The 15,676-nt window shown below is 71.3% G+C and carries 10 protein-coding genes; 6 read left to right on the forward strand and 4 right to left on the reverse strand.

The window, feature by feature from the left end; translation table 11 throughout:
* Positions 1-13: 13 nt before the first annotated feature.
* Positions 14-937, reverse strand: coding sequence for a DUF368 domain-containing protein (locus tag D474_RS0105965; protein ID WP_017612679.1), 924 nt, complete (start codon positions 935-937; stop codon positions 14-16).
* A 424-nt stretch (positions 938-1,361) separates the two neighbouring features.
* Entirely contained in the window at positions 1,362-3,047 is a 1,686-nt protein-coding gene (locus D474_RS0105970; RefSeq protein ID WP_017612680.1) for an acyl-CoA synthetase, read from the reverse strand.
* A 371-nt stretch (positions 3,048-3,418) separates the two neighbouring features.
* On the opposite strand from D474_RS0105970, the gene rocD reads away from it, so the two are divergent.
* Complete coding sequence (gene rocD, locus D474_RS0105975; protein ID WP_017612681.1) at positions 3,419-4,687, forward strand: ornithine--oxo-acid transaminase; 1,269 nt, start codon at positions 3,419-3,421, stop codon at positions 4,685-4,687.
* Between the two features lie 133 nt (positions 4,688-4,820).
* On the opposite strand, the gene D474_RS27810 is transcribed toward rocD, so the two are convergent.
* On the reverse strand, positions 4,821-5,987 hold the full coding sequence (locus D474_RS27810) for an SGNH/GDSL hydrolase family protein (protein ID WP_017612682.1): 1,167 nt from the start codon (positions 5,985-5,987) through the stop codon (positions 4,821-4,823).
* Positions 5,988-6,810: 823 nt separating this feature from the next.
* Complete coding sequence (locus tag D474_RS0105990) at positions 6,811-7,425, reverse strand: superoxide dismutase (protein ID WP_017612684.1); 615 nt, start codon at positions 7,423-7,425, stop codon at positions 6,811-6,813.
* 343 nt (positions 7,426-7,768) lie between these two features.
* On the opposite strand from D474_RS0105990, the gene D474_RS0105995 reads away from it, so the two are divergent.
* The 5 genes from D474_RS0105995 to D474_RS0106015 form a co-directional block, all read left to right on the forward strand.
* Complete coding sequence (locus tag D474_RS0105995; protein WP_017612685.1) at positions 7,769-9,790, forward strand: acyltransferase family protein; 2,022 nt, start codon at positions 7,769-7,771, stop codon at positions 9,788-9,790.
* A 180-nt stretch (positions 9,791-9,970) separates the two neighbouring features.
* Positions 9,971-12,022 carry an acyltransferase family protein gene (locus tag D474_RS0106000; RefSeq protein ID WP_017612686.1) on the forward strand — a complete coding sequence of 684 codons (2,052 nt, stop codon included), beginning with the start codon at positions 9,971-9,973 and terminating at the stop codon, positions 12,020-12,022.
* Between the two features lie 167 nt (positions 12,023-12,189).
* A complete protein-coding gene (locus D474_RS0106005) occupies positions 12,190-13,236 on the forward strand; it encodes a class I SAM-dependent methyltransferase (protein WP_017612687.1) in 1,047 nt (348 codons plus the stop codon).
* 39 nt (positions 13,237-13,275) lie between these two features.
* Positions 13,276-15,294 (forward strand): glycosyltransferase, encoded by a 2,019-nt coding sequence (locus D474_RS0106010; RefSeq protein ID WP_017612688.1) that lies wholly within the window; start codon positions 13,276-13,278, stop codon positions 15,292-15,294.
* A 2-nt stretch (positions 15,295-15,296) separates the two neighbouring features.
* On the forward strand, positions 15,297-15,676 hold a 380-nt coding region (locus D474_RS0106015), incomplete at its 3' end, for a glycosyltransferase (RefSeq protein ID WP_040703112.1).

A 15,676-nucleotide genomic window follows, 5' to 3' on the forward strand; every position in this document is an offset into this window, starting at 1 on the left:
AGGCGCTGCGAGCTCAGCGCACGAGGGCGGCCTCGTGCTCGTGCCCCTTGCGGGCCCGCTTGCGGCGTTCCCACACCAGCACCGTGGCGACCACCGCGAAACCCAACACCATGAATCCCACGGTCAGCGGAACGTCGGTGGCCGGCACGATCTCGCGGTCCTCGTTCTGCCACGGCCACAGGGCGCGCAGCGAACCGGCCATCACACCGGTGAGCACGACCAGGGTGATCGCGCGCTTGTTCTCCAGCAGGTACTGCAGCAGCTTGACGAAGAGCGCCAGACCGGTGACCGCACCGGCCGCGAACGTGAGGATGAAGGCGATGTCCACGCTGCGCACAGCCTGCAGCACCGGCTCGTACAGGCCCACCGTCAGCAGGATGAAGGATCCGGACATGCCCGGAAGCACAAGGGCGCAGATCGCCACCGAGGCGGCGAAGAAGACCACGACGGGGTGCACCGGGAGGTTCGCGCCGGGCAAGCCCATGACCAAGAACGCCAGAACTGCGAAGGTGATCCCGATGGCGTAGTGCAGCGGCCGCCACGGCAGCCCCGCGGCGCTGTAGGGGATCCACACGCTGGCCAGCACGAGCCCGAAGAACAGGGCGTAGGCGTACTGGGTGTGCTCGTCCAGGATCGGTTCGATGAGCAGCATGGCCAGGATCAGGAAGATCGGCATACCGATCAGGGCCGGGGCCAGAACCCCCCAGTCGGCCTTGCCGAACTCCTCCTTGGCGCGATGCATGCCCTTGCCGCGCAGCCCGTCGGTCACCGTCAGGCGGATCCCGCTGACCACGTGGCCGGCCCCGCCGATGAGCTTGTCGTAGAGCCCGACGATGAGTGCGACCGTGCCGCCGCTGATACCCGGCAGCGCTTCCGAGGTGCCCACGGCCCCGCCGCGCACCGCGTTGAAGATGAAGGAGCCTACTGTCTTGGCCATGTGAGCTGTAGGGCACCCTCCGGGGGCCGGAAGGGCGCCTTACCTCCGTCCTAGTGGTGTTGCGGCCCGCCCCGCTCACAGCGGGACAGTGGACCGTCGAAGGGGCGCTCCGCGCGCGACGTGGCCACCCTGTGCAGTTCGGGATCCACGTGCAGCCGCAGAGATCGTGGCGCGCCCGGGTCGGCGATGGGGGAGGCGGGCCGACGGGTGCAGCCGGGCCTGATCGGTGGGCACCCGCCCACCCCGTCAGTACCCTCGACGGGCGCCCGACGCAGCAGCAGCCGACCGAACCGACGGAAGGCACCCACCGAACAGGCCCCAGTCTAACGGTGCCCGCGTGTGCCGATCCCCGAATTGGTGGGGGTTTCGGTTGTGTATTCGGTGAGCGACCTTGTGCCCGGAATTGGACATCGCCCGCGAGCGGTCACCACACGGGGTGGCCCGGAACGCTCTCGTCGGTCTCCGAACCCTGCCTGGCCACCGTGGATGCCCAGCGATAGTCCTGCTTGCCGACCGCCGTGCGCCGCACCCGGTCCACGAACCGCACACTCCGCGGAACCTTGTATCCGGCCAGGCGCCCGCGGCAGTGCGCGCGCAGTTCCTCGAAGTCGACCCCCGCACCCGGGGAGACCGCGACCACGGCGCTGACGCGCTGGCCCAGGTTCTCGTCGGGGGTCGGCAGCACGATCGCGTCCTCGACCTCCGTGTGGGCCTTGAGCACCGCCTCGACCTCCTCCGGATAGACCTTCTCGCCGGCGGTGTTGACCACGACGCTGCCCCGGCCCAGGAGGACCACCGAACCGTCCTGACCACGGGTCGCGTAGTCGCCCGAGAGAGCCCACCGCCGACCGCGCCGGTCCACCGGGAACGTGCGCGCGGTCGCGACCGGGTCGTTGTAGTACCCGAGCGGGATGTGCCCCGAGCGTGCGATCCGGCCCACCTCCGTGGACCCGGCGGGCAGGGGGTCCAGGCGGTCGTCGAGCACTGCGACGCTCCCGCCCATGGCGAAGTTGGGGCCGCGCTCGGTCTCGCCCGACGGGTCCGCGCCCGGGGCCACACCGGCGTCGGCGGTCCCGCACACACCAGTCTCCGATCCCCCGTAGGAGTCGGCCAGCGCGAGGTCGGAACGCCACGAACGCCACAGGGCACGCACCGGGTGCGTCAACGGGGTGCCGCCCGAACGCACCGAGGTCAGGGCCGGGCACAGGTCGGGCTCGGCCAGCAGGCGCATCACCAGGGGGCGCGCCATCGCATCGCCCACCAGCTGCAGGGTGTGGACGCCCTCGCGGTGGGCGAGGGCTGCCAGGCGCCCGGCGTCGAAGACCCGGTCGGTGGAGACGACCACGCATTTGCCGCACAGGAGCATGCTGAGCGCGTTCCACTGCCCTGCCGCGTGCATGAGCGGGCCCAACACCAGCATGCGCTGGGGAAAACACCGCGCCGCGCGCTCGGCCACGTCGGTGAGGTTGCGGGCGCGCGGAGCTCCGGGGGAACGGCGTTCCACGGCCGCGCGGAAGATGTCGGCCTGGCGCCACAACACGCCCTTCGGGTGGCCGGTCGTTCCGCCGGTGTAGAGCAGGTAGTGGTCGGAGCCGCTCGTGGGCGGCAGCTCGAGCGGGTCCTCGGGGTCCTGCGCGGCCAGTGCGGTCTCGTAGTCCATGCCGGCCAGGGACTTCGCGCGCGGTCCGCCGTCCTCGACGAGCAGCACGTGACGGAGCCGGGGCAGGTCGCCACGGACGTCGGCCACCGTCGCGGCCAGGGAGTCCTCCGCGATCAGGGCGACCGCGTGGGAGTCGGAGAGCACGTGGCGCAGTTCCCCGGCCACGTAGCGGTAGTTGACGTTGACCGGAACCGCGCCCGCGCGCAGGACCCCCAGGAAGGACTCCAGCCACTCCGCGCGGTTGTGGGCGAGCAGGGCCACGTGCTCGCCGGGGCGTACACCGGTGCCGGCCAGGTGGCGGGCCACGCGGGTGGAACGTGCACCCAGGGCCCGGTACGTGAGGCGCCTGGGCCCGGCGACCACGGCGACGCGGTCGGGAACGGCCTCGGTGACGGCCTCGAACAGCCGGGCGAGGGAGAAGGGTGCGTCCGGGTACGCGGATGGGGGCACGCGGGACCTCCCAGGCAAAGGTAGGGCGCCGTCCCCGGCGGGGGGATGCTCGTGGCGGCGCTGGGCTCTGCCGCGACCGTACCCCTCGGGCCGCCGGTCGATGCCCGCCGGGGGGATGGTGCCCGTCACCAGGTCCGGGAGTCCAGGTCACAGGGGACGACCCGGGCGAAGGCCGGCCCAGCTCGGGGGCGCGGGGCGCACATGCCTCAGGTATTTCGGCCTTCCCGCCGGTGCTGTGAGGTGTGCCACCCCTTGTGGGCTCAGTGGATCATCTGCTCAACTCTTCGGGACCTCTCGCCGGAGGGCGCTACCCCGCCCGACGGTGGGTATCAAGTGCGTGACATCGGTCAATGGTGATCGGAGCTATCTCGATGAGCACCACCCAGAACCTGGGACAGCACGACCCCGCCGGGGACCCCGGCACACCGTCACTCTCCAGTGCGGACCACATCGCCCTCGCCGAGGAGCGGTCCGCCCACAACTACGCCCCTCTTCCCGTGGTCGTCGCAGAAGGCCGCGGCGCCTGGGTGACCGACGTGGAAGGACGCCGGTACCTGGACTGCCTGGCCGGGTACTCCGCGATGAACTTCGGTCACCACAACCCGGACCTGCTCGCGGCCGCCCACCGCCAGCTCGACCGCGTGACCCTCACCAGCCGGGCCTTCCACAACGACCGCTTCGCGCCGTGGGTGAGCGCGTTGGCGGACATGACGGGCAAACAGAAGGTCCTGCCCATGAACACCGGGGCCGAGGCCGTCGAGACCGGTATCAAGGTCGCCCGCAAGTGGGCCTACGAGGTCAAGGGTGTGCCCGCCGACCAGGCCACCGTCGTCGTTGCAGGCGACAACTTCCACGGGCGCACCACCACCGTCGTCTCCTTCTCCTCCGACGCCGAGGCCCGGACCGGCTTCGGACCGTACACCCCCGGGTTCCGGTCGGTGCCCTACGGGGACGCGGCCGCGCTCGAGGAGGCCGTCGACCACACCACCGCCGCCGTGCTCATCGAACCGGTGCAGGGCGAGGCGGGCGTCATCGTGCCCCCGCCGGACTACCTGCCGCGGGTGCGGGAGATCTGCGACGCCAACCGGGTGCTCTTCATCGCCGACGAGGTTCAGTCCGGACTCGGACGCACCGGCACGATCCGGGCCTGCGAGCACTTCGACGTGGCACCCGACGCCTACCTGTTCGGCAAGGCCCTGGGCGGCGGCATCCTCCCCGTCTCGGCGATGGTGGCCGACGAGGACGTGCTCGGCGTGATCCGGCCCGGACAGCACGGCAGCACCTTCGGCGGCAACCCGCTCGCCGGGGCCGTGGGGCACACCGTGGTGCGCATGCTCACCGAGGGGCCCTACCTCGGCAACGCCCAGCGCCTGGGCGAGGTGCTCAGGCGCCGGTTGAAGGAGTTCGTCGGCAACGGCGTGGTCTCCGCGCGCAGTATCGGCCTGTGGGCCGGGGTCGACGTGGATCCGGCGTTGGGGAGCGGCAAGGAGCTCTGTCGGCGCCTGGCCGAGCACGGTGTCCTGGTCAAGGACACGCACGGTTCGACGATCCGGATGTCGCCGCCGTTGGTGATCTCGGAGGAGGACCTCAACTGGGGCCTGGACCGGTTCGGCGAGGTGCTCGAGGACCTGCGGCGCTGACGGCCCCGAAGGAGGCGCATGGTGCGGCCCGTCGAGGCCGCACCATGCCCTGCCGGCCGGAGCCCCGTGTGTGCATGGAGGTCGGACCGTCGGGGCCGTCCCGTGCTCCGTGTCGGGCACGGGCCCGGGCGAGTCAGGGGGCGTCGGCCTCCTCGGCGGCCTCCTCCTCGGGGGTGACCTCGCCGGGGGGGCCGTCCTCGGGCTCGATCGGGTCCAACGGGCCCCCGAGTTCGGACAGGAGAACCTCCTCGTCCACCTGTTCCACGGTCTCGCGGGTCACGTACAGGGTCCGCTCGGGCCCTTCCTCGATCTGCCTCCGCACACGGTCGGCGATCGACATCTGCCCCTCGGCGGTGGGGTGGAAGCTCGCGCGGTCGACCTCGAGCCCCTCGCCGAGCTCGCCCAGCACGATCCCGTTGAGCCACGCCTCGTCCGCGCTCACCTCGTACCCGTTCAAGGCACTGAACACGTTGACGTACTCGGCACTGCCGACCTCGCGCTCACCGTAGACGTCGCCGTCCACGCGGTAGACCGTGTCGCGGATCGTCTCGTTGAACCGCTGAGCGACCGAGTTCAACCACAGCTGGTCGCTCACGCTCAGCGTGTAGTACATACCGCTGGGGTCCTCGGGGAACAGGCGCGGGTACCCCAGCACCAGGATGCGCGCGTCCGGGGCGCGGTCGTGGATCTCCTCCAGCACATCGGTGAGGGTTTCCTCGAACTGCTCCATCCGGTCGGCGATCTCGTCCTCCTGGTCCACACACGCGGTGTTCTCCAGGATCGGCATCCGCACCATGCAGGTGCGCAGGACGGGGATGAACCCGAGGTCGTTGCCGCCGATCCCGACCGTCACCAGCGACGTGTGGTCGGTGACCCGCTCGATCTGCGACTCGGGGGTTCCGATCTGCCCGAGCATCTCCTCGCCCTTGTGCGCCGAGCACGCGAAGAAGGCGAGGGTGCCGGAGAACTCGTAGTCCTCGGCGATGAGCCGCGGGTAGGCGTTCTCCGAGCGCCAGCACCCGCCGGGTTCGGCGGTCGAGGGGTCGTAGTCGCCGGCGCCGTCCCCCGAGGAGAAGGAGTCGCCGAGCGCCACGTAGTTGCCCCACAGCGCCGCGTCCTCGGGGTCGACGCGCACACGCCAGTCCAGCTCCTCCTCTTCCTCCTCCTCGGTCAGGGGAGGCGGATCGCCCGGGCACACGCCGCCGGTGAGCGAGCACCACAGGTCCGTGACGCCCTCGCGGGTGGCGGGTACGGCCATCGTGACGACCATGACCAGGGCCAGGGCCGCGGCGGAGGCCAAGCCGATGCGTCCGCGCCGGCTGCGCGGGAGCCGGCGGGGGAAGCGGGNCGGGAAACCGGTGTCGCGGGTTCGGCCTCGGACTCGGCGTCCGTGGCCGCATCGTGTGCCGTATCGGAACCGGTCCCGTGTTCGGCTCCGGACGCAGCATCGGAGGAGCGCCCGGCCTCGTCGGCCCGGCCCTCATCGTGCACGCCGCCGTCCTCTCCCTCCGGGGCCCGGCCGTGTTCCTCGGCCTCGGGGTCGCGTTCGGGCTCGCCGAATTCCGACGGGTCGTCACCACGGGTCGACACGGCCGCTACCGCCTCCCAGTTCCGGACGGCTGATGGTCTCGGCCCAGACTACCCGGGGCGATTCGCCTCGTTCGTGTCGAGAACGCCACCGCCCCCGGAGCTTGCGGGTTTGCCGGACGCAGCGGCGGGGCGCCGGTTGGCCCTGAGGGTCCAGGGGCTGCGGTACTCGAGAGGGTTCGGCTGCTTCTCGCTCTCACAGGGGTGTTGTTCGCTCACGCCGTCGGTCCCCTTCACTCGAGGTCAGGGCGGGGGAGGGGCGGCGGCCCCGACAGCGGCCGAGTCCGCCGGGCACATCACGCCCCATCTGCCAGGGAGGCACTTCGACTCTGCCGTCCGGGCCGCCCGGTGGCACCCGTTGAAATCCACAAAGATCCCGAGCCGAACCTCGTACCGCCACACACCGTCACCGAACGGGCGCAGCGGGGGCGCGAGCGCAGCCCCCGGACATGCCGGAGGGCGGCGCCCGCTGTGCGGGTGCCGCCCTCCGCCTGTCGCCCGAACGCGGGCGTGCGGGTCCGTGGGACCCGAAGCCTCTAGCCGATCTCGATCTTGCGGGCGTCGGCGAAACGCTTCTGGACGTCGGCCCAGTTGACCACGTTCCAGAACGCCTTGACGTAGTCGGCCTTGACGTTCTTGTACTGGAGGTAGAAGGCGTGCTCCCACATGTCCAGCATCAGCAGCGGCTGGCTGCTCAGGGCAGCGTTGCTCTGCTGGTCGTAGAGCTGCTCGATGATCAGGCGCTTGCCCAGGGCGTCCCAGGCGAGGATGGCCCAGCCGGAGCCCTGGATGGTCGTGGCCGCGGCGTTGAAGTGCGAGCGGAAGGCGTCGAACGACCCGAACTGGTCGTCGATCGCCGCACCCAGCTCACCCTCGGGCTTGTCGCCGCCCTCGGGGGAGAGGTTGTTCCAGAAGATGGAGTGGTTGACGTGGCCGCCCAGGTTGAAGGCGAGGTTCTTCTCGAGCATGGGCACGGTCCCGAAGTCGCCGGACTCGCGCGCCTCAGCCAGCTTCTCGAGGGCGGTGTTCGCACCGGCCACGTAGGTTGCGTGGTGCTTGTCGTGGTGCAGCTCCATGATCTGCCCGGAGATCCAGGGCTCCAGGGAAGCGTAGTCGTAGGGCAGCTCGGGAAGCTCGTACGGCGCAGACATCTCTGACGCACCTTTCCAATGACGCGATTCGTTCACCAGCGATGGGATCGCTAGGCAGCAAGCTATCAGCCGACCGGTGCAGACCCCCATGTCAGGCCTTCGGGGCCCCGTTCCGGGAATAATCCGGTGTCCTGGTGACTTCGACACCGGTCCTTCAATACCGGTCCGCGGAAGCCCTTACGGTGTGCCCCGGCCCGGTCCGCGGAAGCGGTCCCGGACGTTGGCCGACCGTTCTCCGCGGCTTCACCACGGCAACACCGTGACCGGGCACGATGCAGCGACGGCGCCTTGGCCGCCGCCCCGTGATCCCACCCCTCCATACCCCGTGAGGTCGCCGCAACCCATGTCCTCTGCACCGGTGTCACGTCCGCGCCACCGCCCCGAGATCGAGGGGCTGCGCGCGGTCGCGGTTCTGCTCGTGGTCGTCTACCACGTCTGGTTCGGCCGGGTCTCCGGCGGGGTGGACGTGTTCCTGTTGCTGACCGGTTTCCTCATCACGGGGTCGCTGCTGCGGATGCTGGAGCGCGACGGGCGCATCGCCCTCACCGCGTTCTTCTCCCGCCTGGCACGGCGGCTGGTGCCTCTGGCCGCGGTGGCCCTGGGCGGGGTCCTGGCGCTGACTTTCGCGTTCCTGCCGGGCTCGCGGTGGCCGGGTGTGCTCGAGGAGGTACGGGCGGCCGCGCTCTACCACGAGAACTGGGTGTTGGCGCAGAAGGCTGTGGACTACCTGGCGCGCGAGGAGGCGTTGAGCCCGGTCCAGCATTTCTGGTCCCTGTCGATCCAGGGGCAGTTCTACGTGCTGTGGCCGTTGCTGCTGGCGCTCGCCGCGTTCGCCGCGTCCCGCCTGGGCATGAGTGTGCGGCGCGCGTCCCTGGCCGCTGTGGCCGCGGTGTTCGCGGCCTCCTTCGCCTACTCGGTGTGGATGACCGGTACGGACCAGGCCTGGGCCTACTTCGACACCGGCGCGCGGCTGTGGGAACCGGCGTTCGGTGCGCTCCTGGCTCTGGTGGTGCACCGCCTCGATCTGCCCGCCCGCCTGCGTCTGATCCTGGGCTGGGTCGGCCTGGTCGCGCTGGTGCTGTGCGGGGCGCTGGTGCCGGTCTCGACGATGTTCCCGGGGTGGATCGCGCTGTGGCCGACCGGGGCAGCGGTGCTCGTGATCATCGCGGGAACCACGGGCAGCCGTTTCGGCGCGGACCGCCTGTTGACCTGGGGACCGCTGACCCGGATCGGCGGGCTGTCCTACGGCCTGTACCTGTGGCACTGGCCGCTGCTGGTGGTCTACCTGCACCTGACCGACCGCAGCACCGCCACGCTCCTGGGCGGCGCCGGCGTCGTGGCCCTGTCCTTCGCCCTGGCCTGGATCTCGCACCGGGCCGTGGACGGCGGTGTCGCCCGGGTGCTGCGCGACCGTCGCACCTCCGCTCGTTCCCTGGCCCTGGCCGCCTCCTTCCTGGTGCCGCTCCTGGCCGGGTCCCTGCTGTGGTCGGGCCAGATCGAGCGCCAGGAGGAGGCCCGGGCCGAGCTCGCGGAGGAGGTCTCCAGCTACCCCGGAGCCCTGAGCCTCGCCGACGCGGCCGGCGACACCGCGACCGACGCGTACCCGGCCGGAGGCGAGATGCCGATCCTGCCGGACCCGGTGCTAGCGGAGGAGGACCTGTCCGACCACCACGACCAGGGCTGCCACGTCAACCTGGAGGAGACCGAGGTCGTGGTCTGCGAAGAAGGCCCCGAGGACGCCGAGCACACCCTCGCTGTGGCCGGTGCCTCCCGTGTGGCCCACTGGTACCCGGCGGTGCAGGAGGTCGCCGAGGAGCACGGCTGGCGGCTGGTCTCCTTCACCAAGAGCGGATGCCAGTTCAGCACCGACACCCCGATGCGCGACGATGAGGTGTTCGAGGAGTGCCAGGAGTGGAACGAGGGCGCCATGGAGGTCCTCGCCGACCTGCAGCCCGACGCCCTGCTGACCTCCTCCACCACCGCCAACCCCAGCGGCGAGCGCCTGCCGGACGGGTTCGTGGACCGCTGGGAGGAACTGGGCGACCTCGGCATCGACGTCGTCGGTGTCCGGGACCTGCCGCGCCGGGACTACCAGAGCGCCGAGTGCGTCGAAGGCGGTCTCGCGTCGGACTGCACTTCCCCGGCCGCCTACAGCCAGGAGGACACCGACCCGGCCGAGGAACGCACGCTGCCCGAGCACGTCAGCACGTTCGACCTGACCGGGTACGTGTGCCCTGACGGCCAGTGCGACGCGGTGGTAGGGAACGTGCTCGTGTTCTGGGACCACTCGCACATGACGGCCACCTACGCGCGCACCCTCGTGCCGATGATGGAGGATTCCCTGCTGGAGGCGACCGGCTGGTGAGGCCGGTCCCCCTCGCCCCCGGCGCGGACGTACGAGAGAATTCCTCCGGTTCGGAACGGGTGCGGAGGGAAGCTCCCGAACGCGGGGAACCTCCCGGAACACATGTGTCACCATGCGTGAATAATCGCGGACCTAGGGTGATGGGTGCTTCTGTCGCCGTCCCACGCAGCGAGGACGCCCATGCCCGTGCCGGTTCCGGGGCTCCGTTCGATCGCCCTCCCTGGCGCGCCTGCCGGGGGGCGTTCCGGGCGCGGGTCCGGGGACGGGTACCGGCCCGAGATCGAGGGACTGCGGGCGGTCGCGGTCGCCCTGGTGGTCGTCTACCACGTCTGGTTCGGCCGGGTCTCCGGCGGGGTGGACGTGTTCCTGTTGCTGACCGGTTTCCTCATCACGGGGTCGCTGCTGCGGATGCTGGAGCGCGACGGGCGCATCGCCCTCACCGCGTTCTTCTCCCGCCTGGCACGGCGGCTCCTCCCACCGGTCGCGGTGGTCCTGGCGGCCGTGCTGGCGGCGACCTACGTGTTCCTGCCCAGCACCCGGTGGGAACAGACGCTCGCCGAAGTGCGGGCCGCAGCGCTCTACCACGAGAACTGGGCCCTGGCCCGGGGGGCCGTGGACTACCTGGCGCGCGAGGAGGCCGCGAGCCCGGTCCAGCACTTCTGGTCGCTGTCGATCCAGGGGCAGTTCTACCTGCTGTGGCCGCTGTTGCTCACCCTGGCGGTGGTGGTCGCGGCCCGGTCGCGCCTGACGCTGCGCGGTGCGGTGTTCGCCTCCGCGGGGGCGGTCTTCGTCCTGTCACTGGCCTACTCGGTGTGGATCACCGCGGTCGACCAGCCCTGGGCCTATTTCGACACCGGGGCGCGCTTGTGGGAACTGGCCCTGGGCGCGATGCTCGCGATGGTCGTGGGGCACCTGCACCTGCCGGCGGCAGTGCGCGCCGTGCTCGGCTGGGTCGGCCTGGTCGCGCTGGTGCTGTGCGGGGCGCTGGTGCCGGTCTCGACGATGTTCCCGGGGTGGATCGCGCTGTGGCCGACCGGGGCAGCGGTGCTCGTGATCATCGCGGGAACCACGGGCAGCCGTTTCGGCGCGGACCGCCTCCTGACCCGGCGGCCCCTCATGTGGCTGGGCGGGCTCTCCTACGGCCTGTACCTGTGGCACTGGCCCGTGCTCGTCGTGTACCTGCACCTGACCGACCGCACCACAGCCACCCTCGTCGGCGGCCTGCTCGTGGTGGCGCTGTCCGTGCTGCTCGCCTACGCCACACAGCGGTGGATCGACGGCGGCTTCGACCACCTCACCCGCCCCGCAGCGCGGAACACGCACGCGTGGCCGGCGGGCCTGGCGGCTGCGCTCCTGCTCCCCGTCGTGCTCTCGACCTCCCTGTGGTCCGGCCACCTGGAGGAGGAACGCCGTGCCCGGGCCGTGCTCGCCGAGGGCGACGCGCGTTACCCCGGCGCCTCGGCCGCCGACCCCGAGGTGGCCGAGGCGCTCGATCCTGCGCCGGTCCTTCCCGCCCCTGCCGATGCCCGTGACGACCGACCCGCCACCCATGCCCGAGGGTGCCTCGCCAACGGTTCCGAGCCCTTCGGTATCTGCGATGAGGGCCCGAAGGAGGCCGAACACACCCTCGCCCTCGTCGGGGCCTCCCGCGCCGACCACTGGTATCCCGCGCTCAGCGCCGTCGCCGAGGAGCGCGGCTGGCGGCTCATCACCTTCACCCGCAGCGGATGCCTGTTCGACGGCGGTGCCGACACCGACGACCCGGTCTGCCGCGATTGGAACCAGCAGGCCATGGACGAGCTCGAACGGCTGCGCCCCGATGCGGTCTTCACGACGTCCACCTTCAACTCCGCCGAGGGGTACGAACACCTGCCCAGCGCCTACGTCGACACCTGGCGCCGCCTGGACGAGCTCGGGATCGATGTGCTCGGGGTACGCGATCTCCCCCGGCGCGAGTTCCAGGGTGCAGAATGCGTGGATTCACGTCCCGTCGAAGAATGCACCGAACCGGCGTCGCGCACCCAGGACGACACCGATCCGGCCCGGGCGGCGGACCTGCCCGACAACGTCTCCCTCATCGACCTCACCGCGCACGTCTGCCCCGGCGGGGAGTGCGAGGCGGTGGTCGGGAACGTGCTGGTCTTCTGGGACCACTCGCACATGACCGCCACGTTCGCAGCCTCGCTCTCGCCCGTCGTCGGTCCTGCCGTCGAGGAGGCCCTCGGATGGTGAGACGTGCACACCACGAATTCACGAACGGCCGAAACGAAAAGGGGGCGAGGAGAAGGTGAACGCAGGACGAATTCGTCGCCATTTCTGTCGAATATCCCTGTGTGCACCGACAAAGCGTTGCCGCGGTCGTTAACATCGGAATGAAAAACACGTGGAGGTCACCACTCATGCGCACTCTGCGCCGTCGTCTTCTCCCGCTCCTCCTCGCCTCGGCGTCGGTGGGTGCGGTCACGGTCCTGCTCCCCCCGGTACTGGCCGCCTTCGGCCTCCTCCCCTGGTCCCAGGCGCTGATCCTCAGCGGGATCATCCTGCTGGGCGCGGCCGCCTGCGCCCTGGGCGGAGGGCTGCTGCTCGTGCGCCGCTCCGTGCTCCAGCTGACCACCGAGGTGCGCACGCACACCCGTGCCGTCACCGAGGCCGTAGCGGCAGAACGCCTGGAGATCGCCGAGGCCAACGCCGACCTCGAACAGGTCCGCGCCGGCCTCGAACGCATCGAGGGCGAGGTCCTGCCGAAGCAGCGCCGCCAGTTCAAGCGCGATCTGCTCGAACAGGGCCGCAAGGACTACGAACAGCAGGTGGCCTGGTCCGAACTGCGTGAGCACCTGGACACCGCCACCTTCATGCCACCCCTGCGCGGATGGGCGGCCTCACCCGACCTCGTGCGCCTGATCGTGCGGCACATCGACCGTCTGAGGCCCGAGCTCGTCGTCGAGTGCGGCAGCGGTTCCTCCAGCATCTGGATGGGATACGCCCTGCGGCGACAGGGCCGCGGCCGTGTCGTGGCCATCGAGCACGAGGCCCATTTCGCCGAGCAGACCCGCGCCCTCATCGCCGAGCACGGGCTCGACGACGTCGTCGAGGTGCGCCTGGCGCCCCTGGTCGAGGCCGAACCGGGCACGCTCACCGACACCGGGTTGCGGGACAAGGGATCCGTGTCCCGCTGGTACGACACCTCCGCCTTCGCCGACCTCGACGGCATCGGACTGCTGCTCGTCGACGGACCGCCGGAGTCGACCGGCCGCCAGGCCCGCTACCCCGCCCTGCCCGCCTTCTGGCCGTACCTGGCCGACGACGCCGTCATCATCCTCGACGACGCCGTCCGCAAGGACGAGCGGGCCCTGGGCAAGCGCTGGCTCGAGGAGTACCCCGAACTCCTGCGTGTCGAGGAGGCCGCGGAGAAGGGCGCGCACGTCTTCTCCCGCAAAGGGGCCTGACCCGGCCGACCGCAACGGACGAACCCACGAGAGCAGCAGATGATCACCACAGTCCTGCGCGGAGCCCTGAGCTCCCGAGGCGATGAACCGGCGGTCCTGGGCCACACCGGCACCGGGTCCCGAGCTCCGCTGACCCGGCTCCGGTACCGGTCCGGGGATCGGATCGTGGACCTGGACGCCCACCCCATGGGCATGCCCGTCTCCGAGGGCGAGGACCCCGAAGCAGGCCTGGTGGCCGTCGTCGCGGCCACCCCGACCGACCTGCACCGTACGTTGACCACGGCGGTCCACCTGCCCCGGGCAGCACACGTCCTGGTCGCGCTCCAGGCCGCGCCCGGGCACCAGGAACCGCCCCTGCCCAGCGCCCCCGGGTTGGGACAGTGGCGCGACCTCCACGAGATGCGGGTCCGGCGCCTGGACCGCAACGGCTGGGTGTGCGAACTCTTCTTCCCGCGCGCCACCGAGACCGACCAGGTGCTCGACACCGTCCTGCAGGGGATGCGCGGACGCCGGCGCGGTCCGGCCGTCACCCCGATGGCCGCGCTCCACGGCACCGAGGGAGCGCTCTGGCGGCCCGGGGACACCGGTGCTGTGGGGATCGAGGCGTCCGGCCCCGTGCCGCTGCGCAGGGTCACCCCGAGGGCCGACCTCGCTCTGCGGGTGGGGGCCGACCCCGAGTGCGCCTGGACCGACCCCGGCGTGGCCGCCCTGGACGCCGAACTCACCACCGCCGACTCCTGGACTGGGCTGCTCGGCAGCGACGCCCCCACACGCGCCCGTGCCAGGGTCCGGGCCCGAGGGCAGAGCGGCGAGGAGGCCCTCGTCCACGCCATCGCCCCGATCGACGAACTCACCGTCAACCCCACCGGCTTCACCAAGGCGGAGCAGGGCAAGCTCGCCGACCTGACCGTGCACGGCAATCGTGCCGTGGTGCGCGAGGGCTCGAAGGTTCTGGTCACCGTGGCTGCGGACGGCACCGTCACCGACGTCGACCTCACGCGCCTGCGCCACCTGCGCGGGGTGCGCGTGGACTGGTCCGGGCACACCGGGCCGACCGCAGCCGTGCGCGCCGTGGCCTCCCTCGCCGCCGGAGGGGTGCCCCTGCTCAGCGGTCCTGTCCCCGCCTGGGCGGCCGGGCTCGGCAGCCGGTTGGTCGACCTGCTCACCGACACCGACGAGGAGGGCCTGCGCGACCGGCTCCGGCGCGAGGAACACAGCGTGCGTCTGCGCCGGGCCGCCCTCGAGCTGCACGGGACCCGTGCCCGGTGGCGGGCGCTGGCGCTGCGTTCCGGGATCCCCGTCCCTCCCGAGCCGACCGTGTCGGTGATCCTGTGCACCCGGCGTCCCGAGATGGTCGGGTTCGCACTCGCCCAGATCGCCCGCCAACGCGGGGTGGACGCCGAGGTCGTGCTCACGCTGCACGGGTTCGGCGCCGACCGCCCCGGTGTGGCCGGAGCGCTGGCCGAGTTCGAGGCCACCGGGATCCCCCTGACCGTGTACGAGGCAGGCGCCGACCGGCTCTTCGGCGCCGTGCTCAACGACGCCGCCGCCCGGGCCGGGGGCTCCCTCGTCGCCAAATGGGACGACGACGACTGGTACGGCCCCGACCACCTCGCGGACCTGCTGCTGGCCCGGCGTTACTCCGGGGCCGAGCTCGTGGGAACCGGGCAGGACTTCGTCTTCCTGCAGGAGGTCGACCTGACCGTGTGGCGCAGCCGCGAGTCCGAGACCGCGACCCGGTTCATCGCCGGCGGCACGATACTCGTCGACCGCGTGGTGCTCGAGGAGACCGGTGGGTTCCGCCCCTTGCCGCGCGCCATCGACACCCAGCTCCTCCTCGCCGTGACCCGGGGCGGGGGCCGTGTGCACCGCACCCACGGCCTGGGGTACGTGCTGCGCCGCACCGGCGCGGGGCACACGTGGTCCGAGGACATGTCCTACTTCCTGCACAACTACGCACAGCAGTGGTCCGGCTGGCGGCCCAGCGCAATCCTCGAGGGCGCACCGGCACCACTGGGCACACCCGTGGCCACCGACACGACGGGGGAGACACCATGACGATGCCGCCGGAGACCAGCACCGTCACCGCGCAGCCCGGGGCCTCCGAGGGCCGCGGATTGCCCTACGTCGTGCGCAACGACTATGCCTCCGTCGAGGTCCCGGTTCTGGGGGAGTGGGAGCCGGTGTTGTCGGTGTCGGTGGTGCTGCCGGCGCACGGGCACCAGGGGAAGTTGGATCTGGTGCTCGCTGCGCTGTCGGTGCAGAGTTACCCCTCGGAGCTGCTCGAGGTGATCGTGGTCGACGACGGATCACCGGAACCGTTGCGGCTGGGCCCGGTCGTGCCGGAGAACGTGCGGCTGATCCGGGCATCGGAGGGCGCCTGGGGTTCCGCGCACGCCGTCAACTGCGGGGTCGAGGCCTCCACAGGGGACGTGGTCCT

This window comes from Nocardiopsis salina YIM 90010 (assembly GCF_000341025.1).
Taxonomy (GTDB): Bacteria; Actinomycetota; Actinomycetes; order Streptosporangiales; family Streptosporangiaceae; genus Nocardiopsis; species Nocardiopsis salina.

Coding starts and splice junctions, on each gene's coding strand:
- D474_RS0105965 (WP_017612679.1), bottom strand. CDS start 937: ATGGCCAAGACAGTAGGCTCCTTCATCTTCAACGCGGTGCGCGGCGGG.
- rocD (WP_017612681.1), top strand. CDS start 3,419: ATGAGCACCACCCAGAACCTGGGACAGCACGACCCCGCCGGGGACCCC.
- D474_RS0105990 (WP_017612684.1), bottom strand. CDS start 7,425: ATGTCTGCGCCGTACGAGCTTCCCGAGCTGCCCTACGACTACGCTTCC.
- D474_RS0105995 (WP_017612685.1), top strand. CDS start 7,769: ATGTCCTCTGCACCGGTGTCACGTCCGCGCCACCGCCCCGAGATCGAG.
- D474_RS0106000 (WP_017612686.1), top strand. CDS start 9,971: ATGCCCGTGCCGGTTCCGGGGCTCCGTTCGATCGCCCTCCCTGGCGCG.
- D474_RS0106005 (WP_017612687.1), top strand. CDS start 12,190: ATGCGCACTCTGCGCCGTCGTCTTCTCCCGCTCCTCCTCGCCTCGGCG.
- D474_RS0106010 (WP_017612688.1), top strand. CDS start 13,276: ATGATCACCACAGTCCTGCGCGGAGCCCTGAGCTCCCGAGGCGATGAA.